Consider the following 23554-nt stretch of genomic DNA (forward strand, 5'->3'; position numbering starts at 1 on the left):
CTACCTCCTATAATGGATATCAATACTGAGACAAGTCAATATCTGAAACAGCTTTATCCATTTTCTCTTTTAACTGATCCAGCCCATCCTGAGCAGAATCATACTTACCTGCAACGATGTCCTGAAGTGTAGCTGCCCACTCTGTGGTTGTCTCAAAGAAGTAAGGCTGTGGTGTAAATAAGATTGTTGTGTTCTCAATAGTTGCTTCATATGCTTCGATGTATCCAGGCTGACCTTCCATCATTGTCTTGAATTCTTCTGATTCCCAAACAGATGTACGTGCAGGATCAAGACTGTTTCCTTCAATTGTTGCATATTTTGCAAATTCTTTGCCTGTGAAGTACATGATATAATACCATGCTGCCCCTTTGTTTTTAGATGCGGAGTTCATTGCAACTGACCATGTCCAATAGTTAGAAATCTGAGGATCTCCTTCTTTTGCCACTGGAAGTGGAGCGTAAGCGATATTTCCAGCTTCTTCAGAAGCACCTTCCCAGTTCTGATGTACAGGGTTGTTGTCTGCGTCTAATACCATAGCTGTATTTCCTGTTCCAAGGTCAACGCCACAGTCATACCATGTGTATTTTGACCAGGAAGAACTTCCGCCGCGTTTAATCATATCTACGAAGAACTCTGTCATTTCCACTGCCTCGGGAGAGTTTACTTTGGAAACAAGCTTGTCGCCTTCAATTTCAAAATCTTTTGCGCCAAATGCAGAGAACATACTCATATATGCCGGGTGGATAGTTCCCCAGTCACGTGCACCTCTGACAGCTACTGCATAAGAGTTATCTCCATTCCAATTTTGAAGTTTATCACAAACTGTTAACAGCTCGTCATAAGTCTTTGGTACTTCCAGACCATTATCCTTGAATGCTTTTTGATTGTATGCCATTGTATACACTTCGAATGCAAGAGGAAGTCCCAGCTGCTGCCCTGTACCAACTGGCTCACCTGGTACTCCTGACCATTTCAGTGCATTTACAGCACTCTGTACAAAGTCATCATAGTCATAATCAGGACTAACCATTGATTGATCTTCTAAATATGTACTCAGGTCTTCAACATATCCTGCTGATGAATAGTCCCACAGTTGATATGCACCTGACATAAATAAATCTGGACTTCCTGATCCACTTGCCAGTGATGTGGATACTTTATCAAAATAACTGCTTTCAGGTGTAATAGAATATTCTACATGAATTCCTGTAAGCTCTTCGAATTCTTCCAGCTTATTCACCATTGCCTCAGAAGCCGTATGCTGCACCATCTGAATCTCAATAGTAGTCCCCTCGTATGCTTTCCAGTCAAATTCTCCACTTGCCTCTGAGGATTTCTTTTCTCCAGTACTTGCAGTTTCTTCCGCTTTACCACCGCCGCAGCCTGCCAGCAGACCTACTGCCATTGCTGTCGTCATTGTCAGTGCCAGTATACGCTTCACCAATTTGTTTTTCATATCTTATAACCCTCCTTGACTCCTTCATAATTTTTTCTTCTCTTAATCAATGCATTGATATTGTTTTTATTATAGTCATGTTTTGTACACATCTAAATGGATAATTTATCTAAAATTTATAATTTATTACTATTACCTTAAATTTTATTTGGAAATCCCAATAAATCTTTTGAAAACTGAAAAAATATTACGATTCTGGAAATAGTTAAAAAACTAACAAATACAAGGGGAACTACAAGGGGGACAGTCCCTTTTCAAAAGGGACTGTCCCCCTTGACCTTCTTTTTCTGAATATTCTAAAAATATTAAAAGGCTGAAGTCCTTCCTATAGACTTCAGCCTTGATTTTGCCTTGTTACTGATCTTCTTCTCTTATAATGGGCAGAATAATTTCTGCAATTGTAGCTACATTAGGCTCACTGTCAAATATCAGTTCTGCTTCATCCCCGAAATACAGTTTAATCCGCTCCCGGATGCTCGCCACTCCTATTTTACTGAACCGCGTACTTTTTTCCTGTCCCTTATTTATTTTATCTGTACTGTCTGCATCCATCCCCATTCCGTTATCAATAACACGTATATGCAGTTTTTCATCGAAAATTACGGCTGCAATGTGAACACGGTAATTTCCTCTTTCTTCATTAAAACCATGAATAATTGAGTTTTCCACCAACGGCTGCAGGATGAATCTGGGAACCTGGCACTTTTCCGATTTCTCGTCGATCAGAGTCGTAAACTCAAAAATGTCACTGTACCGGTATTTCTGTATAATAATATAATTACGGACGCTTTCAATCTCATTGCGGAGGGTAGTCTCTCCCTCCACCTTTCCCAGGTTATACTGCAGCAGATTGATGAGAGCCGTACTCATCTCAGCTATGTTATCCACTCCCTGCATCACCGCCAGCCATTTCATAGAGTCCAGGGTATTGTACAAAAAATGAGGATTAATCTGTGCCTGCAGAATCTGATACTCCATCTCTGCTTTTCGCTTCTGGTCCCGCCTTTCTTTGTCAAAAAATTCGTTAATCTGATCTATCATTCTGTTAAAGGTATCTCCCAGCCTTCCAAACTCATCCTTCCGCTTCACGGCTGCATGAGCCGTAAAGTCTCCCTCCATGACCTTTCCGCACACCTGCATCAGTTCTTTAATAGGGCGAGTAAAGGAACGGGTCAGCCATATCGTATATAAAATGGAAATAACTGTGACGACAGCCAAAATAATCTGGAAACCTTTCAGCACCTCCCGGATGCTCTCCGTTGCTGCATCCTTCTGCACAAACCTCACCAGACTCCAGTCTGCCAGATTGATTTTCTCTGATACAATAATCACATCTTTTTTATAAAGCTTTCCTTCAATCTGCGTGCTCTTTTTCAATACCTGGGGATAATCCCGTAAAACATCCGTGTAATCCGCAGGCAGAGGATATTGCAGCAAAATTTCCCCATTACTATCTACAATCACTGCCTTATCCTTTAGCCGGATAGACGAAGCGGTAAATAACTTATGAATACTTTCATAAGACACATCCAGTACAACAATTCCATAGACTTCTTTTGTCTCACTGTCAAACACGGGACGGATATAAGAGGTACTGCTCAAATAGTCATCCTCTTCCGTACTATGAAACCCGGTCCATATTCCTTTGCGCTCTGTACCCTTCACATAATCTTCTAAATATTGCCTGTAAAATTGACGGCTGCCCTGAGTGCTCGTGGAACACCAAAATTCATTAATGCCAAGTAAGTGAACATGATTGATACTGTCATTCATACTCACCATGTCATTGATATATGTATTAATTACTTCATCACTCTGCCCCGTCTTTCCATGCTTCAGTGCATCCTGCACTGCCACATTACTGACAAGGGAATAGCTGTATTCATCAATCATAGAAGTCAGCATATTGAACTGCTCCTTTGTACCGTTGGTAACCTCCAGATGATAATTGATTTCCATCTCTTCCATACGGTTTCCATACAGATTAGAAATAATCACTGAAAATATAAGTAAAATTAAAAAGAACAGTGAAAATATTCCCAAGAAGATACGTGTAGATATGGATTTTTGTCTTCTCATTTCTGCCCTCCATATACTTTTGAATCTTTACTTGTTTATCTCAATCTCCTCACGGGTTACATTCTTGAGCCACTTATAGCTGCGGTACCTAAACCATGTAATTGGTATTTTAATCAGCTCATCACTCATCAGAATCACATAGACAACCGGAATGCTGAATTTCAGCACAAATGCCGCTATAAATCCAAGCAGGATAGAACCTCCCCACATGGTCGCAACGTCCATAATCAATCCGAATCTGGTATCGCCGCCTGACCGGAATGTCCCGACTATCATGGTTGTATTAAAAGCCTGGGCAGCCACAAAGTAGGACATAACAAAAAACATAAAGCGTAAGTTTTGTTTTGCTGCCGCCGTCAGGGACAATGCCGTCGCAGCAACCGGAGATACCACCAAAATCAGCACACCCCCTATAGCTCCCATCACCACACTTAATATGAGGAAGCGGTGTGCATATGCTTTTGCATGTTCCAGCTTCTTTTCTCCTATTGTTTTTCCAAGATAAATTGCAGTTGCACTGGACAGGCCAAAGGCCACCACCGTAGCAAGCTGTCTCGCCACCTGAGCGACAGAATTAGCTGCCACCACTGAGCTCCCCATGTGCCCAAGAATCGCAGTATTGGCCGCTACTCCAAGTCCCCACATAATTTCATTGAGCACAACCGGCATTGCATAGTGGAGAAAATCCTTAACCAGCACCTTTTCTGTTCTTAGAAGATACCGGAAGCGGAATTTGATGTCCTTGTTAAATAACCTGGAATATCCCAGTACCAGCAGCAACTCAAGAATCCTTGCTATCAGTGTGCCGAGCGCGGCACCCTCAATTCCCATTACCGGAAAGCCCAGCAGACCAAAAATAAAAATGGAATTTAATATCACATTACATATCAAGGAAGCCAGATAAACAACTGTCGCTACAATGACCCGCTCCACACTTCGCATAATATATAGATAAACCTGCGTAATTCCCATAATTATGTAAGAAAATGAAACAATTCTGAGATATTTGATGCCTTCTGAGATGACTGCAGGTTCACTGGTAAAAATCTGCATCAACAATCCTGGAATCAGCAGCGCCGCCAACGCAAAAATAGCTGTTACGAGAATTGCTGCCTTTATCCCGAGACCCAGAATTTTCTCAATCGTCTTTTTGTCGCCCTTTCCCCAATACTGAGCCGTCAGCACCGTTGCACCAGATGTCAGCCCAAATAAAAACAGAACCATAACAAACTGTACCTGATTGGCAAGCGCTGCCCCGGACAAGGCTGTCTCATTTACCTTTCCCAGCATAATTACGTCCGCAGCATTCACACCTACGTTAATCAGATTCTGCAATGCCATAGGGATTACAAGCGCAAACACATCACGGTAAAACTTTCCCCAGTCAATATTTAAATTATTTTCTTTATATACCTTACGTTTTTTTAATAACATAACACATCCTGCCTCTCATCTTATCCTCAAAGGCTATCCCTATCCAGATACGTCAAAGGATACAGTCCCCTAAAATATAGCCTTAGAAAAGATGCCCCCTGCTGTGCACAGAGAGCATCTTTTCTTCATTCTATCATATCTTAGTGGACCTGAATAGCCCAATCAGTAAAATTTCTGCTGCAGTTTGGTTCCACAAATTTTCAAAAAGGAATATTATCTAACCTCGTTTCTTTTTTACTGCTACTATAGAAATAAAGACTATTGCCACCGCAAATACCAGTTGTATCCCTATGGCCTGGAGTATCTCTATTCTCACAGCTCCTGTGATATTTCCAAATTCTGAAATCCTGTCATTAGCCTTCTCATACCAATAAACCGGAAGGAACTGGGCAACAGTCTTAACACCTTTACTCATAATATCCAGAGGAACAAATACTCCGCACAGGAAACACATTCCAAGAGAGATTGTATTCACAATACCGTTGAGGGCACTGGTGTTATGAGTTAACAATCCTACCATGTAAGAAATGGACAGGGCAACAAACAGCATGGTCAGAGAATTAAGTAGATAATACATCAGTCCTCCGCTCTCAACGAGAGGTTTTCCGTATAACAGAATGCTTACTGCAATACAGATTCCCAACAGGCCGATACCCAGCACCATCGCTGCCAGCAGCGCTTCCATGTTCTGCCTGCGGCCGGATACAGCACTAGCCTGCATTCTCTTGGGAATGTCACCTTTGTGAAAGGCAGACAATATATTTCCCAGCACATAACATAAGATACTCAGCAATAAATAAGGAATGAATCTGTAATAATAGGCGTATCCGGGAGCTTCGCCTGCATTGCCGTTAGTATCCAGCATTTTAACCTCAGGCCCCTCTTTTTCCATAACAGCCTTCACTGCTTCTGCCACCGTGTATTCTGCCGCATAATAGGTTTTCACGTTGTTGAGGAAACCATTAATCTGCTGATCCACATAAAAACTTGTATAAGATCCAGGGACCTTCGTGACGGAAAGTTTTTCATTTTCCTGTAGACACTTTTCCTCAAAGCCGGAAGGAATTCTTACAATATATTCAATATTTCTGTAAAACAGGTTCTCCTGCAGCTTATCCTTATCCGCCTCCATAGGAATGATTTGATGAAACTTTCCAAGGTATTCCTCCAGCCCTTTCGCCAGCGCCCCTCCATCCTCATCCACAAAACCAATTTTTACGCTCTGTGCCTTATAACCGCCGCTCTCCTGGGTCTTCGTAACAGACTGAATCATGATAGTAATAAGCATAAATATTCCCAGGTACATTATAATCAAAAATCTATTCTGCTTTATAATTTTCATATATGCTTTAAATACTGTCATAGCGTTCCCTCCTGACTGCTAAAAATGAACCCACTGTAAGCCCGGCAGACATTATCGTCAATATAATCAGACTGCGTATGAATCTATTCGGATCATCATATACATTGATACAGTAAAATGCATCTGCTATGAGAGCCGCTGGATTTACGCGGTTCACAATAGGACAGTGCCTTTCTACAATATCCTTCATAGATGAGTTCATCAGACCTGCCAAAAAACTGCACACCATAGAGAACCCTATCAGAATCCCTATTTTGGCTCCCTCACCAAATTTCCCGATACTGCCGATAAAAATTCCCATGGACACTCCAAGCATACTGCCGACCAGGGAAACAAGAAGCATCCTGAGAAGCTCTCCCTGAAATTCCATTTGCAGTACATAACGCAGATAAAGCAGCAATATGATGATGTTTCCGAAATGAAGTCCAAATGAAGTCAGCATTTCTGATAAGACAAGTTTTAGTTTATGAGTAGGTGTGACACACCTTCTTGCAGCCAATGGGGTGAGATTTGCCTGCAAATCCAGTGCGGAACCAAAACCGATAAAACATCCGTACAGACAGGCCATAGCAATCAGTGCGTAAAAAAACTGGGAATTTCCATCCGTCGTTTTTCCTCCTAATGATACTTGCTGTACCCACTCCTTATAATCAGCCATTTCTTCCGAAGCCTCTCCCAGTCTTTCCGGATGGGTAGAGGCGATATTCTCCATAGTCTTTTTCCCACTTGTGTAGCTCTCCAGCAGAGACTGTAAAATGCTCTCCTCCAGACCAATGCCGCCTACTGTCAAAGACGGTTCTTCTCCCGCATAGTAGATACCTGCCACCTTTTTCTTCTCCAAAGCCGCCAGTGCCTTTTTCTCCTCCATAGACTCTGTTTTTATCAGCTTGGATTCATCTGTTTCTATTGATTCTAAAAAGTCCAAAAATGTTTTGTCTCCTCTGCTGTCTGCCTCTTTCACAACAGCCACCTGGACAGTCTCAAAATCAGCTTCTTCAATCTTGCCAAATGCAAAATAGAAAAGGGTACCAAGAATTAATGGAAATACCAGAGGCCAGAACAATATATTGAAGTTATACAGTTTTACTTTAACTTCATATTTCATTAAATGCAGCATGCCATCTCCTCCTAATCCCTTAGTTCTTTCCCGGTAATTTCCAGGAAAACATCATTTAAAGTAGGAAGCTCTGAAAAGACTCTTCCAAAAGAAATTCCCTCCTCCTGCAGGTGATTCAGTATCCGTATCAGGTTATGTTTCCCACCTGTACATCTGACTGTCAGGACCTGTTCCTCATATTTTACATCAAATACATGAGGCAGCAGACGGATGTTCTTCAACTGCTCTATATCCAGTACAGCCGCTTCAATTGTTACTGTCTCACCTGTTTTAATCATACTTTTCAGCTCTTCCTTTGTACCTACTGCAATACTTCTTCCATGATCCATAATAGCAATTCTGGTACAAATCTGCTCCACTTCCTCCATATAGTGGGAAGTGTAGATGATAGTAGAGCCCTCCCGGTTCAGCTTCTGAATCCCTTCCAAAATCCGGTTTCTGCTCTGGGGGTCTACTGCAACCGTTGGCTCATCCAGAATAATCAGCCGGGGCTTATGTGCGATCCCACATGCAATATTCAGACGGCGGAGCAGCCCTCCTGACAATTTCTTAGGCCGCATCTTCATATACTCTTCCAGCCCTACAAACTGAATTGCCTCCTCTACCAGCTTCCTTCTTTCCTTTTTATCTTTCACATACAAGCCGCAAAAATAATCTATATTTTCATAAACTGTCAATTCGTCAAATACTGCCACATTTTGAAGGACAATCCCTATCTGCTTTTTAATATCATAATTATCAGGGCTCATCTCCTCACCAAATATCTTTATAATTCCTTTATCGTACTTCAGCAGTGCCAGCATACAGTTGATGGCAGTTGTTTTGCCGGAGCCATTTGGACCAAGCAGGCCGAATATTTCTCCTTCCTCAATCTCCAGATTCAGATGATCCAGTGCTATAAGGCTGCCGTACCGCTTCACCAGATTTTCTATTTTAATCATTATCATTCCTCCTATTATACGTTGATAGAATTGTGCCCGGTTGCCACAGTTACAGTATAACGTCTTTATCTGCCAGAGCGTAGTGTCGTCTGTCACAATATCTATATGACAAATGTCATATGTTGGAACAAAGAGTTTGGTACGCAAACTCTCGCGCCTGTGGCGGGTTGCGATAGCAGCTTCCTTGCCACCCCAGTGCAAGCTCCCAGAGGGTTTTTATATAATAGGAAACAAAGTTTCCTATTATATAAAAAAGCACCGGACAGCATATCCGGTGCCTTTTGCAAAGTTTTTTATTTTTGGTTACTTTTGTTTTCCTTTTTTCTCCTAATAATATATACTGCTCCGCAAATCAAAAGTATTATGATAATTCCTGCAATTACAGCCGTAACGATTCTGTTTCCGGACTCCAGGTTTTTATTTATCAGAGGCGTTTCTTCATCCTCTATTTTTGTAAGCTCATCTGCTGTGTCAGAAAGAGGTATGCCCTCATCGTCCACAGTAACCAACTGCCCGGTTGTTTCATTCGTCAGTGTAGCACCTGGAGCCGTCTCTGCAGATACAGTCGTTCCTCCCAGCACAGTTCCATCAGCAGTTCCTCCGGTCACTCCACCAGCCGCTCCTCCCTCAGACGCCGCCAGGGTCACTGTCTGAACCTGCTCCGTAGTCGTAACCACTTCCCGGGTTACCACTGTATCTGCATTCTGAATATCATTCACATCACGGTAATAAACAGTCACCGTTCTCTGTGCTGATGTAAAATCATGTGTCAGGTTATCCTGTCCCGGAAGTTTTACATATTCATTACCTTCTGAATCAGTGTAATTGTCCTCCGCTTTAATCACAGCTACGGGGTCCTCTATCTTCACTTCCTTCTGTGTCCTGTAAAATACAGTATTGTCTGTGATACTTTTATACTGCACATTCAGAGCATAGGAAGAAATACTGTTTCCTCCTTCTTCATCATAATATATAACCTGGGTTCTCGGCTCTTCTCCATAGCTGTATGTATATTCTCTCGCCATCCGAGAATTCAGTACGTAATTTTTTCCATCTGCCGTAATTTGTGGGGCAGCTTCATAGGTTACATTTTTATTGATTGTAACCTGTTTTGAGATCGTATCCAGTACTTTTCCGCCGGACACATCTGTGAGTAGTATAATCCAGTTATAAGGTGCATCTTCTGCCTGTTTCTTATAGTATACAGTGTAAGATACATTCTCGTAATCCGCTGCCGCCCTGTGCGTTATTTCTGCCGGACCGCTGAGAGAATAATATACTTTTACAGAGTCTTCCAGAATAGAACGCTCCGCATTAGGCCGATATGTGACGGTCTCATTATCTGCAATATTTTCTGCCGATACCGTAAAATAATCTTCGCCCAGAGCTTTTTCTGTACCTTCCTCACGGAATAGTACTTTTACAGAATAAGGATCCCTGTTTTCCGCTGCAAGTTCCCGGTATGTGTAACTGTAATCAAACCTGCTGCTGAAATAATTAACCGTTACCGATGAAATCGTATCTCTGATCTGATATTTTCTTCCATCTTTTTCCAGCTGCTGCGGAATGGCAACGGTAACATCCCCGTCTTTGTACTTCACTGTTTCAGTCAGTGTCTGGATTTCGTTTCCACGGTCATCATTCAGATGAACGGTAAGAGTCCGGTCCTGGGGGTTATAGGTTGTATAGTTAAATGTATAACTTCCTGTCATGTTATCGTAGGAAATAATCTGCGTCTGTGCATTTGCCCCGCCTGTCAGCTCATATTCCAGTCCGCTATTTGCATACAGCAGCGGCGCCTTATGGACCGTAGAGTTATCTGCTTTATTGATATTTCCTTCCGCAGCTGTTATTGTTCTGCCGTCCAGATTATAAATTACATGATACCGGTATGCAAATACCGTACGCGCTGATGAAATAAAGGACTTTTCCGAACTATACATCACTACATTATAATCCGTATCTGCGTCGTTTACCGTCAGTATGTTTCCGGCAGCAGAGTAGTCTACTCCATTCACTTCCTGCCCGTTTACCAAAAATTTAAAAGCCACTTCACCGTCTGCCGAATATTCAAACTGCTGAATTCCCGGTGCATCCGCCGTTATACCCGAAATTCTACCTGATGTTGCCCCGGTACCCTGTACATCATCACTTTCTATGGAACCGGCATTATCATATAAAGAAGAATCTTCGTAGCTTTGAATAATGTAATTACTGCCCTGGCTTCCGTCATCTACGATATAGCCATCTTCATCCATCCAATACCCGCCGTCCGGCGCATTAGAATCTTCAATCCATATATCAGCAGCTTTGGCAGTTACTGGCAATGACGCAAACTGACCAGCCAGTATAGATATAGCTGCCAAAAATACTAAAATCTTTTTTTTCATTGAATCCTCCTTCTACAGAAATTATACCTCTTCTATTCCTTTTCTTTACATTTTATACAATACAGTAAAAAAGTCACAGGCTAGTCATACAGGCCAATCTTTTTTATGATTGGCCCGTATTTTTATGATTTTTTATTCTTTTTCTTTCTGTAGAGCAGAAATCCAACTGTCCCTCCGGATATGGCAAGCAGCACAATAAATCCTGTGACAGTGTCATTATCTCCGGTTTTCGTCTGTCCGGCTTTTCTGTTTGTATTTGTGACAGTTTTAGTAATAACCCGTTCTTTTGTATCCGTTATAACCCGTACTTTTGGTTTATAAATTCCTGCATCCCAGGACAAGTCTGTTACACCTGCCTCAAGATAAAAGGTTTTCGTGTAAAACCACCGGTTTTCTCCCCGGATCATTGTATCTGAATCCTTTTCCAAATCTGCCGTCTGGCCATATTTTGTAATGGTATAGCCATTCGGCACCTGGAATCTTACCCTGTAATATCCTTCCGGCAAGCTGTCAAACAGATACTTTCCGTATTCATCCGTTACCATTTCCCCTTCTGCTGCCCACGCATCCTCATTTTCCAGATCACCTGCCGCATTGTACTCCAGAGCTACCGGAATGCCTGCAGCCGGCATCTTTCTTTCCTCTTGTATTCCGCTGTAGTCATCATCGTACCATACATAATCTCCTACTGCCGACATCAAGCGTACAATTCCCGCATCCCAGGTCAAATCCGTTTCCCCATATCCGGGTTTCAGCATTCTGGTTACATAACCGCCTGTAATCGGATATTCTGGAGTACCCTGAAGAATACCGTACTGATAACTGTCAATTGCATCCGAATTCAACGCGTCACTGACACCGAACTGCTGGCAGGTTGTTACCTTCGTTTTTGGGTCAAGTGCAAATACTACACGGTACTGCGTCGATATTTTATCACTGCTCTTTACATTTGTAAATAAATATCTCCCATATTTATCAGTAGCCGTTTGTGCATAGAACTTCCATGTTCCGTCCTGGCCTTCTCTTGACTGGAGTACAACTTTAACACCTCCAACCGGAGCTTCCCCATCATCCTGCTGTCCATTTCTGTTTTCATCTTCCCATACATAGTCTCCAATCGTGCTGTACTTTCTTGCACCTGCATCCCATGTGGTATCTACAGTATCCTTCTTAAGCGTTACTTCTGCATAACCGGCTTTCCTGTTACTGAGGCCAATGCTATCCCAGTCCCAGTAACTGCTGTCGTATAAGGCATCCGAATCTACCGTATCATCTTCGCCTGCATTACTGTCCACTCCGGTATATCCGTCCGGATAATCAAACCGTATAAGATATGCCTGCCGGTCTCCGGAGAATACAAGATGATCAAAATAATATTTGCCATCCGCACCCGTAGTTGCAGTGCCTATCTCTTTTCCGATATCGTTTCCATCCTTTTCGAATAAGGTTACCACAGTTCCCTCCAAAGGAATATTCAGAGTATGGATATCATTGTAATCCTGATCGTCAAAACAAAATCCTCCGACTGCGCTGTATACGACAAGTCCGGCATCCCAGCGTAAATCCCGGTTTATTTCTACACCATCATTTCCAGCCGCCTCATCCAGTGCTTCCCTGGTTAAAGTAATGACATCCGTCCTTCTGATTCTTCCATCTGCATCTACCGGATATTTCGCATCTGACTGTGTATTATCGATCTGGCTTCCAGCTTTTGTAAAGTCATATTGATAGGTATAGCCATCCCCTGTTTTCCTCAGGTTGCTAATATCAAATTCTATCACATATTTCCCTTGTATCAGATTTTCAAAGAGATATTTTCCATCTCCATCTGTGGTTGTTCTTGCATAATAATTATCTGCAACTTCTCCCCCGGCATTTACCCTGTATAAAAATACGTTTACCCCTTTGACGCCGGGCTCGTCAGCGCCCTGAATACCGTCATTATTTTTATCAAGCCATACATAATCTCCAAGAGCATATGGACTTACAAGGCCTGCATCAATGGTCATATCCTGCTGGCCGGTTAAGGTACCCCCGGCGCCTTCTTTTACGGAAAGAGTAAAGTATTCCGTGTAACCATTCTGGTCAATATTGGAATCTCTGGCAGGATCCGTTCCCTGGTAGCGGTCTGTTGCTGTATACCCTGTGATATCAAAGTGAACGCGGTATTCATAATATTCACTGCCTACATAATCATCCGGTTCCTCTGAACCGGCAGAAACTCCCGCCTTCAGATATTTGCACGCAAGCCCGTCGAACCGGTAGCTGCCGTTCTGATCTGTAACCGTTTCATCCACAGCCTCTTCCATGTAAGCTGTACTTCCATTGAACTTAAAATAAGTCTTCTTATACAATGTCACTTTAATTCCCTGTGCCGGCTCATCACCATCCTCTTTTGTCCCCTGTATTCCGTCATTGTCATGGTCAAACCACACGTAATCGCCAACGCTGCCGGTGGGAAGCGCTAATACAGCAGTTACCTTCTCCGGCTCCATGCGGTCACTGAGCTCAATTGTCTCATTATTCTCGGTTCCGGCTCTGGTCACTGAAGCCATGGCAGAATTCGCAATTACTTTCTCATAATAATCATCAATCTTATCTGCCGTATATCCAGGTGCCTTTACCTGAAACACAATCTCATAAGAATGATACGGCTCCAGATTCGCTCCCCCGAAATCCACTTCAAATCCCAGTGCGGTGGCGTCACTGCTTATTCCGTTTTGCCATCCGTTTTTCGTAAAACCTGCTGTCCGGTTATACATCATACCCAGGATTCCATTTTCTTCCGACTCACTATCCTTGCGCACAGTCCAGTTATGGTTCGTTGAGTATACAGTGAGTTTATTGTCATTGTTTTCCATCCCCTCCGCCGTTACAGCTTCAAACCCTGCACCAGTGGGAATGGTTGTGCCGCGGTTTGTATAGACGCCGCCTGCCTTCATGACATAGGAATCGCCATTGAATGGCAGTATATCTACCACTCTTGTCTTTGCAATTGCTTCTGTGGAATTGTTCAGCAGTACCAGCTTATAATAATAGGTTTCATTCGGGTTAAGCTGTGCCAGTTCCCCCGGCCCCTTCCACTCAATATTTCCATCCTGATTCTTTGTACCAATATATTTTACCAACTGCACTACTTTGGAATCGCTTACCTCAGCTACTGCTGTATCATTCATATACTGAAGTCTGTCAGACAATGCAGTATCTATTATATTATTATCATGCAGTTCCTGGCTTGAAGCCTGTTTGTACGGAATAAAACTCAGTCCAAGCGGATTCTCTAAAGAAACGGCTGCTTTTTCTGTACTGCTCAGATATGCCGGGCATACCAGATTTGTTACTCCGTTATCGCTCTTAGCTTCATAAGTAATAACACCGGTATAATTCATGATAATCTTGTCTCCCGGTTCCAACACAACACTGTCATCAAACTGGAAGATATATTGGGTACTCTTTAATGTATCTGATTCAGCATACTGGTCATTCCCCTGGGCTGCCAATGGTGCACTTGTTTCTTTCTTTACAGCCTTGTAGCTGGAGGCAGGAATGACTGTCGTTGTACCGTCCGCCCGCCGGAGGGTAATCTGGAATCCATTCACATATCCATTGTCATTCAGGCTGCTTTTGAGTACTGTCATTGCCGGCATTCTCATAGAGATTACAGGACCTGTCAGGTTTTCATTTTTACCATCTGCCACGTGATTTTCCGCTACAATCTGATACTGGATATTATCACCGGAGTAGTAAGTACTTTTTTTATTTAATATTTGATTGGTAATGCTTACTTCCGGCAGGCTTTCTTTGTACAGCGGGAATGTAATATATACCGGATTAGATTTCAGGACAGCAGAATCCCCGGCACTTTGACCTGATTCGTCTGCCTTTTTGGACGTCCACTCTAAGTCTGCCTTATTAACAATTCTTCTTACCTCACTGTCTTCAATTGCAGACCATCCGCTGCGGTCCAGGAACGTCACATTCAGCACCAGACCTTCACTGGTAAATCCCGGACCTACATTGCCGTATTCCACTTTAACACCGACAACCTTCTCTCCCTCTGCCAACACCTGTGAAGAAGAAAAAATAACACTTTGCTCATTGGATACATCCAGGATTTGTTTATACTGATACCATGTATTATTTGCCTTATCCTGCATTGTTTTTTGAATATATACCACCGCAGTTACTTTTTCTGTATCCTGGCTATTCTTAGTAGGAAGTAATGTAACCGAATTAATCCTGTAATCCTTTTCTGTAGCTGTAATCGCCTCGTATTTTCCCTGCTCTCCACTTTTCTTTTCCATAACAATGTCATGATCCGTTACTGTGAATTTTGAGGCACCAATGTCATTCGTCCCATCGGCATAGCCATTTACAAGAAATTCTGCTGTATAGTCACTTTCCAGCAGGCTCTTTTCTGATACAGCATCCCCGGCCCACACGGAGGTTCCTGCCTTTCTTACCTGCTTTTTAACCCCAGAAGTAAAACCGCTGACCGTATCTAATTTACGGTTCAGGAAGGTCACTACGTTTTTATTCTCTTCTTTTCCTTTTTCCGGTTTATGGAGAGGATAAACGGTTACTATTTGTTCCAGTTCAGACAATGTACTGTCCAGGGTATAACCTGAGGGAGCCTTTGTCTCCACCACTTTATACTTGGTCCCGGCGTCATCTGCCGGCAGAAGACTGGAATAACTGCCTGTTTCTGCCACAGTCACTGTATCCACTGGCTGATTCTCCCATCCTCCGTCTTTGCTTTGGGCATAGATTTCAAAGACAGCTCCAGACAGAGGGGTATTGCCGTTTTCATCTTCTTTTATAATGAGAAGCTTTCCTTTGTCTGCATGATTGATAACTGTAACCATTTCCGTCAAATCCGCCTTCAGTAACTGTCCTGACTTTACCGTTACTTTAGATGGCGTCTCATTCATTCCATATCCCTTCTGATCCAGCATCTTGTCTGAAGACTCTGTGGAAACTTCTTTTACCCAGTAATCACCTGGAAGTAAGTTTTCCCACAATATAGTACCTTCATTTCCTGTATACTTCAGGGAATTATCTACTTTATTCTGGCACTGTTCATCTGTATACAGTTCGAATGCCGCTCCTGCCAGCTTTTCATTCTCATTCTGGTCTCCTTGTTTTGTCAGCCGGATGCTCCCCAGAGGACTATTGTAAACTGCGGGATTATCGAGCCCGCCTTCTGCCTGGTTTACTCCTACGGTCTGCCCCGCATATATGGTAAATTCAATGGGGGTGCTGTCCAGAGCAAATTCAACAGAATAGCTGTGATTATCTTGTTCATATGTATGTATAGGCGCAACTGTCTCAATCAGCCGGTATTCTCCCGGTTCCATTGGATTGGACGTATATTTTCCATCTGCAACCTTGATGTTTTCGCCTCCTACACTTTTCCAGTCTCCGGCAATCTTCTGCTCCAGTTTGAATTCTGCTGCCCTGCTGTTTCCAATCAAGGTCAGTCCCTGTTGTTCTGGTGACCCGTCATACTTTTCTATGCTGAATCTTCCTTTGTTCGGAACATTCATGATGGGGGTATTCACATAGGTTTCTTCCGTTTCATTGTTCTTTACTTCTGCCCAGAAGGAATCTGTTGTCTTTGCATAACCGGCTGGTGCTTTTGTCTCCACGATTTCATACCAGCCTGCCGCCAGTCCTTTTGTAACAGCATATCCTGTCCCGCCGGTCACAATCGTATCTGCAGCCTCTGCATCCGAACTGTGCTCTATATTTTTGCCTGACACTGGATAAATTTTGAATTCCGCGCCAGCCAGAGGAATCTGTGTTTGACTCTGTTCGTCAATATTCTGCCAGTTCCCTTTCTTTAATAACTGTATCTTTCCAAGCTGGTCATTTCCTATCTCTACCGGATATATTGGGTTTCCTGTCTGTTCAAAATCGGAATATTTAATCAGAACCTCAAATACCTGTTCATTCAGGTCATATCCAGACGGAGCTGCGATTTCCTTCACATAATAAGTTCTTTCTCCGCTGTCCGCATCCACTGTCAGATTTTCAAAACGTACAATACCTTCCTCATTGGACAAGGCACTTTCCAGCAGATCGCTTCCACTGCATGCAGGAGAATTGTACAGGCCAATCTCAGCACCCTTCAGGACCGAACTGGTTTTCGTATCTTTCTTTGTTACCTCAATTGCAAACAGTTTTTGATCCGTCAGAGGAGTCTCCGTCTCATCTGTTATTTTGTTGCTTTCCACTGTATAAGGACCGTATACTTTTGTATCCCGAATATAACCATCCGGTTCTTTTGCCTCTTTTAAGTAATACTCTCCTTTTCCAAGAAGCCCCGATATGCCTATACCTGTTCCAGAATCTGTTGTAATAGACGCAAGCCCTCCATTTATGTCTTTTGCCTGATTCGTACACTCTTGATCTGCATATATATTATAAGTTGCACGCAGCACCTTTCCTGTATTATTAGCATCTACTTTTTTAATCTGCAGCTTGCCGTGTGTTGTGTAATTTACAATAGGGCTTTCAAAATAGATACTGTTTTTCTTACCGCTTTCTATCGTAATTTCCCGAATTTCGGAATCAAGAGTATAATTGCTGTTTTGGCCCAGCGAATCTTCTTTCAGCCAATAGCTTCCTGCATCCAGATTGTTCCATACCGCCACGCCTTTCTGGCCGTCCATATCCGCTGTTGTCTTTGAAGCCACAAAGTTATCTGTATTTTTACAATCTGCTTCGGCATTTTCCGAAACCTTCCTGTACAGAGTAAATTTTACGCCATTAAGTCCTACTATATCAGACAAACTTCCTTCGCTGCCAAAAGCACCCTGTTTTTTGATTGACAGACTTCCCTGGCGCTGATTCTGGATTACCATGGGCTGGTTTATATCTGCCTCCGTTGAAGGGGTTCCTGTTGTAGTCCCGGCTTCCCCTGTAAATATACCGCCAGGCACCGTACAGCCGGTAATCTTTCCGCCTTCAATCTGAAATTGCAGAGGATTATCTTTTGTGTAGGCCATAGTGAGACCCGTTGCATTTGTCTCATATACTCTGTATATTCCTGCATCCAGGAAGCCGGACTCGTATTGAGCACCGTTTGTGTTCACTGTAAAGGTATTCATCTTCTCCCAATTTCCAACTGTTAATTTTTCTAATTGGAATTCAACTGAAACAACACCTCCCGATAACGGTACGGTAATCTTTTTAACAATGAACTTTCCTTTCGACGGTGGATTATAAAAACCTTTACCATCCTCCATTCCTGCATATTCCGTATTCGTATTGTCTCTGGTAACTGTCACAATTCTGTAATTTTGCGACGAATCCGGATTTTTGTCCACGATCCCATTTACCGGCACACTGTCCTCGAAAATAATATATTGACCTGCCGGAAGAAGAATCGATGTATAGTATCCTTGTGAGTCTGTCGTGCCCTCTGCGACAACTTCACTGTCTCCATATTGTTCCATATCCTTGATTATTCCTGTTTGGTCCATCTTAGGTTTATAGACCTTAAAACTTACCCCCTCCACAGCATAAAGCGTGGTATTTAGCCTGGTATATTTCACCACTTTAAATTTTCCCAGTTTGTAATTCTGGAAATTGAGATCCTGGGTAAATCCTGTACCATCCTCTTTAATGGTAACCTTTTTCACATCGCCGGATATTTCAAATTGTGAGGGAGCCAGCAATTCAATTACATAATAATCCTCCCCCGGAGTCAGACCGTTAAAGAAGAATTTTCCTTCCTCGTCAGAAACGGCTGTCTGTAATATCCCCTTTTCTGCCAGAAATTCCTGATCCTGTATGTTGTCTTTGTACTGCTCCAATCTGGCCTTTTGTTCCTTAGTTATAGATTCGGGATTTGCATTATATATGGATATATTATTGTTTTGGATATAAGACACCATATTCTGGGCGTCCTCTTCCTTCTCAAAAACGCCAAATACAGCACTTTTCTGTGGAGCTCCTTCTTGATTTACTTTTGTTCCTTCTCCGTGCATGGTATAGTTGAGGACTGTAACCTGAGTTTCCTTTCCTGTTTCAACCTCAATTGGCCCTGTCCATTGATCATACCAGTACCATGGGCCATTTTTAACTTTATCTGTGCTGGTTTCCTTCAGATAATAAGTTCCAGGCTCAATGTCCACGGTTACAGCACTTCCGGTACCAGAGGTTCCGCTTTCCATGATCTTCCCTCCAGCGTCTGAGGAATTGGAAATATTCACTTTTCTCAATTTTACTGTTATTTCACCGTCTTTTGTTTCAATTTGGGTATCAGTTCCATTTACCGCATCCACAATATATGTTTCAAACTGTGCTCCATCCAGAAGAACCCCCGTCTCTGTAAACGCTCTTTTAAACAGACGCAGTTTCCCTTTATCAGTAGTATTATCAACCGTTACCGTGTCGGAAACGGCATCCGAGACTTTTCCTGAAACTACAGTGCATACATTGTTCCACACATAAACACCGGCTCCATTTGTCTGTATGTTATCTACATAACTGCCCTGTGAAGGATCCATGGTATAATTCTCAGGGGTTTTATACTCTACAATCCAATACTCGCCGGCATCCATCCATCCTGACATGCCGCTGGGATTACTGGTCAGGTCTACTTTTGCATTAGAATCTGCCAGTGCTTCGGCAAAATTATCCGCTGTCACATCCTGTGCAATCGTACCAGTCTTTTTAATAAGTACAAAAGCGGATCCCTTTAAATCATAATAAACTTTATTATCTCCCTCCGAATCCTTGATTTGAAAGGCAGCCTGCTTTTTCAGGTTTATCTTTCCTTTTTTGTTATTAAGGAGTGCATTTACATTGGTTTTCTCTGTTGTCTTTCCTTTTTCTATCTGAATCTCAATTGGTTCAGTCCACAACGTATATTCCGAATCCACTGTCTCCTCTTTCAGATAATAGGTACCCGGAGAAATCCATCCGCTCTGTGCTATTGTATTTGCTTCTGTAAGGTTCAGTACAATCTCTTTGCCGGAAACATCCAAAGCAGCACTGGTACATGTTTGGTCTGTGTAAAGCTTAAAAGAGGCCTCAATATTCTTTTGATTGGTTCCGTCCGCATACTGTCCAATCTTTTCGATTTTCAATCTGCCGTTCACCGGTTCATTCTTTACGAATATAATATTTTGCCCATATCCCTGGCCAGTCTGATTATCGCCTGCATGCACAGTGATTTTCTGCCGGTAATTCAGGGGAGCATAGCCTCCCGCTTCTTCTGATGGAAGCCCTGTTTCAGCAAGTATATATTCCCCCGGCACCAGATTGTCAAACACTGCCTGCGCTTCTGTACCGTCTCCCTGAATTTGAGTAGCCGCAGTTCCTACCAGGGCGCCAATTCCATTCTCTGCCTGAGCATCATAATGATAGAGTGTGAACTCCACACCCGCCATCGGTACCCCTTCACCGTTCTCTGCATCCATAGTTGTGGTTTTACTCACCAGAAGCTTCCCTTTTCTGTCATTTTGGTAAGACACTTCCGTTACTTTAATGGAATCTGTGCCTTCCTTTGTGCGGATCGGTCCCTGCATTGTTCCATCCAGTACATAAGAGCTATCTGTTTCAAGTTCCTTCACATAGTACTCAGTATCAGGCAGAAGTCCGCTGAACGTACAAATACCATTCTGTCCGGTAACTTGTGTAATATGTTTGAATTCTGCATCAAGAACCGGATCATATCCACTGGAGGTATTCTTGGTATATAAACCATATTTTACGCCTTTAATGGACTGATCTGACTTGGAATCTGTTTTGGTAATCTGTATATTTGCCAATGCCAGATTTGTCTTCTCTACCGTTTCCTGCCGGCCTTTATTTACGATTACTTTTTCCCCTGCAAGTGCCAGTAAAGCATAACCATCCGGTGCTTTTGTTTCCTTGACCCAGTATGCTTTACCACTGTCTGAATCTACAGGAAGCAATTTAGATACTGCAATGCCGTCCTCACCTGTTGTAACTGTTTCAATCAGCCGGGTGCAGGCTTCATCTTCATATATTCCAAATTCTGCCCCCGAAAGATATTTATTGCTGTCTGCGGCATCTGTCTTTACAATCTTTATCTGTCCATAATATGCATAGTTAATTACCAACAGCTGGGAAGGACTGTCTCCCGTCAAAGGCAGTGTAAAACTAACAGAACCTTCTATCGGTGTATAGCCGCCAGGGACTTCTATTTCTTTATAGGTATATGTTCCGGGTGCCAGTTCCAGTGTTTCGCTGATTGCTTTACCTCCCTGGTCCAGCCTGGTTGTCAGCGTGCCTTTTAGATTTCCCTGGGCGTCATAAATCTCAAATTTTGCTCCCGGAAGTTCCTCTGTATATGCGGTATTTCCGTCACTGGCTGTTACAACACCCTGTTTATGGATTGTAAATGGAATCATGGGATCATTTTCAATTTTGTATGTACCATCGGGAGTTACAGTATTTGCCTCCACCTCAACTTTTGTATATATTTTCTGAGGATTGACTGCATAACCACCCGGTGCCTTAATTTCTTTCAAAATATAAAAGCCTGCATCCAGAGGCCCTGATACTGCTGTTCCATCAGGTCCTGTTACAAGTGTGGCTGTTGATTTGTCACCTTCTTTTATATCATCGCTTTCATTTTCATAGGGTCCGTATACTTCAAATTCAGCACCACTCAGTGTGATGGCAGCATCCTTTGAACTTACTTTCTGGATTTTAAGGATACCTTTTTTTGAAATATTTAAATAGCCTGCTGTATTTTCCCCCTGAAACAAAATTGTATCCAGCCCCTCTGGAACAGTCACCTGATTTCCTGTCACTGTGATGCCATTGATGATCTTTGAAGAAACGATATACTGGTCATCTTCTACGCTTTTTTCCGCCAGGCTGTAGGTTCCCGCCGGTATTGCATAAAAACGTACCAGACCATCCCCGGCAGATACTGCTTCATATTTTTTACCATCATTTTCATTGGTCAGTATAAACGCCGCACCTGCAATTTTATCAATATTGCCTTCCGCATTTTGACCAAATTTATAGAATTCCACTATCCCCAGTTCATCTGTAGTGTCTGTAATCTGTAATATACCTGCATCTGTAACCTTTGCAGAATCAGAAGTTTCAACTATGACTGCAGGTCCCAGCTCAATTTTCAGCGGATTAGGCGCCATCTCTTTAAAACCTGACGGCACAGAAGTCTCTTTCAAATAGTAAGTGCCTTTACGGAGATCGGAAAATGTAACCCTCCCCGTTGACTCATCTGTGCTCTGTTCTTCTCCCGCTGTCCAAGTTCCCGTAATATCACTTGCCAGCATCTTACAGTCTTCATCTTTATATAAAGCAAACTTTGCCGTTCCTCCTGCTTCAGAAATATTAAATTCACAATCTCCGATTTTTCCCAGTTTCTCTACCGTAAGGCCGTAGGAAGTACCTACAGGTTCCTTCTCTCCCAGAACCAAATCTGCATGGTCTTCCACCGTCTTTGCATCCTTCCCCAGAAGCTTATACTCCAGTTTTGCCTGATTCTGAAGAACATACTCTTTGAGCTGTTCATCTGAAGACGTGATATAGGGGTTTTTGGGATACTTCAGAGTTATAGTATATGTTGTGGTAATAGGTTTGTCCTCCCCTATATTCTGGGCACCGGACGAAGACTTTTCATAATCTTCAAACGTAATGCTTTTGACACTTCCGTCCGTATAGCTCTCTGTAGTATACGAAATCTGTTTTTGTTCTGAGCCCATGGTGACCGAAACAATTTCAGCCCCTCCATTTTCCGGATAACCTATAAGCCTGCCATCACTCTTCGTTCCATCCGTAATAGAAGGAAGGCTGTCCGTAATAGAAAAACTTTCTATCTGCAGCCGTCCATAGCGGTTGGAATCCGCATCTGTTCCAGACTGCTGATTGACTGCTCTGATTGTATACGGTATCAAATAATATTCTGCTTCTTCCTGTACCTCTCCCACATCCTTTGTCATATTCCATCCATCATCGGCACGGATTGTGACTTCCGGCTTTTTGTTTTCGGGAACGCTTCCTGTTACTTTATAACCGTCTGCAATAGCAGTCAGTTCGGGAGTTAATTTAATTTTAGTATCATTTGCAATTTCAAAATTATCTGTAGTCAGATTGATACTGATATCCTTTGCCGTACCTACAGGCATGGGATTTACCAGATTGATAAGTAACATCGTTTTTCCCTCGTCCAGAGGCAAAAGACTGCTGCTGTCTATGTCCACGCCTGTTACTGATAAAGCGCCTGTTTCTGTGGTCTTTACATGCACATGAGCAGGAAGCTCAACTGTAATCTGGGCACTTGTATAGCTTTTTCCCTGCTCCTCCAGCGGGGGAACATTATAATGTATGTAATAAGTAAATCCAAGACCGGATAAAACCGGAGATGAGGTACTTACGCTGGCTGACATGTCAAATAACTTCTCCTCCTCTGCACCGTCTGTCAGTCCGTCTGCCTCTGCCACCACTGCATCACCGGCCGGCATAACACCGGCTCCATTACTGTCTGCAGTGCCGGCATCCTGCGCATTCTCCCCATTTTGTTTCATATCCATTTTGCTGTTGTCCAAAGCCCCAGCAGCTCCCGAATCCGAAGGTTCCTCCACATACAATTCCTGTGTATCTGTCTGCGAAGCTTCGCCTTCCCGGGTATCCGTTGTTCCCAGTCCGGAATCATCCATTGCATACATATTTCCTGTATTCGTCGTTACTACAATCAACATAGCAAGAATAAGTGCTATACCTCTTTTTATTTTTTTTCTCACTTTTGTCTCCCCTTTCTCA

General features: G+C 42.8%; 8 protein-coding genes. All 8 read right to left on the minus strand.

The genetic code is table 11. The features are described from left to right. Positions 1–19: 19 nt before the first annotated feature. Entirely contained in the window at positions 20–1456 is a 1437-nt protein-coding gene (locus A8805_RS07015; RefSeq protein ID WP_109709489.1) for an ABC transporter substrate-binding protein, read from the minus strand. 354 nt (positions 1457–1810) lie between these two features. Beyond that, complete coding sequence (locus tag A8805_RS07020) at positions 1811–3535, minus strand: cache domain-containing sensor histidine kinase (protein ID WP_109709490.1); 1725 nt, start codon at positions 3533–3535, stop codon at positions 1811–1813. Between the two features lie 27 nt (positions 3536–3562). Beyond that, positions 3563–4969: an MATE family efflux transporter gene (locus A8805_RS07025; protein WP_109709491.1), complete on the minus strand. Its 1407-nt coding sequence runs from the start codon at positions 4967–4969 to the stop codon at positions 3563–3565. 217 nt (positions 4970–5186) lie between these two features. Continuing rightward, positions 5187–6332, minus strand: a complete 1146-nt coding sequence (locus A8805_RS07030) for an ABC transporter permease (RefSeq protein WP_109709492.1) — start codon at positions 6330–6332, stop codon at positions 5187–5189. After that, positions 6319–7449 carry an ABC transporter permease gene (locus A8805_RS07035; protein ID WP_109709493.1) on the minus strand — a complete coding sequence of 377 codons (1131 nt, stop codon included), beginning with the start codon at positions 7447–7449 and terminating at the stop codon, positions 6319–6321. The genes A8805_RS07030 and A8805_RS07035 overlap by 14 nt, the downstream gene beginning before the upstream one ends. A gap of 11 nt (positions 7450–7460) precedes the next feature. Beyond that, on the minus strand, positions 7461–8390 hold the full coding sequence (locus A8805_RS07040; RefSeq protein ID WP_109709494.1) for an ABC transporter ATP-binding protein: 930 nt from the start codon (positions 8388–8390) through the stop codon (positions 7461–7463). Positions 8391–8683: 293 nt separating this feature from the next. Next, positions 8684–10780 (minus strand): hypothetical protein, encoded by a 2097-nt coding sequence (locus A8805_RS07045; protein WP_109709495.1) that lies wholly within the window; start codon positions 10778–10780, stop codon positions 8684–8686. A 122-nt stretch (positions 10781–10902) separates the two neighbouring features. After that, positions 10903–23535 carry a SpaA isopeptide-forming pilin-related protein gene (locus A8805_RS07050; RefSeq protein ID WP_146199433.1) on the minus strand — a complete coding sequence of 4211 codons (12633 nt, stop codon included), beginning with the start codon at positions 23533–23535 and terminating at the stop codon, positions 10903–10905. Positions 23536–23554: the final 19 nt, after the last annotated feature.

The sequence above is a fragment of the Faecalicatena contorta genome (assembly GCF_003149105.1).
GTDB lineage: Bacteria > Bacillota > Clostridia > Lachnospirales > Lachnospiraceae > Muricomes > Muricomes contortus_C.

Excerpts from the sequence above, each read along its gene's own strand:
- A8805_RS07015 (WP_109709489.1), bottom strand. The coding sequence starts at position 1,456 with ATGAAAAACAAATTGGTGAAGCGTATACTGGCACTGACAATGACGACA.
- A8805_RS07020 (WP_109709490.1), bottom strand. The coding sequence starts at position 3,535 with ATGAGAAGACAAAAATCCATATCTACACGTATCTTCTTGGGAATATTT.
- A8805_RS07025 (WP_109709491.1), bottom strand. The coding sequence starts at position 4,969 with ATGTTATTAAAAAAACGTAAGGTATATAAAGAAAATAATTTAAATATT.
- A8805_RS07030 (WP_109709492.1), bottom strand. The coding sequence starts at position 6,332 with ATGACAGTATTTAAAGCATATATGAAAATTATAAAGCAGAATAGATTT.
- A8805_RS07035 (WP_109709493.1), bottom strand. The coding sequence starts at position 7,449 with ATGCTGCATTTAATGAAATATGAAGTTAAAGTAAAACTGTATAACTTC.
- A8805_RS07040 (WP_109709494.1), bottom strand. The coding sequence starts at position 8,390 with ATGATTAAAATAGAAAATCTGGTGAAGCGGTACGGCAGCCTTATAGCA.
- A8805_RS07045 (WP_109709495.1), bottom strand. The coding sequence starts at position 10,780 with ATGAAAAAAAAGATTTTAGTATTTTTGGCAGCTATATCTATACTGGCT.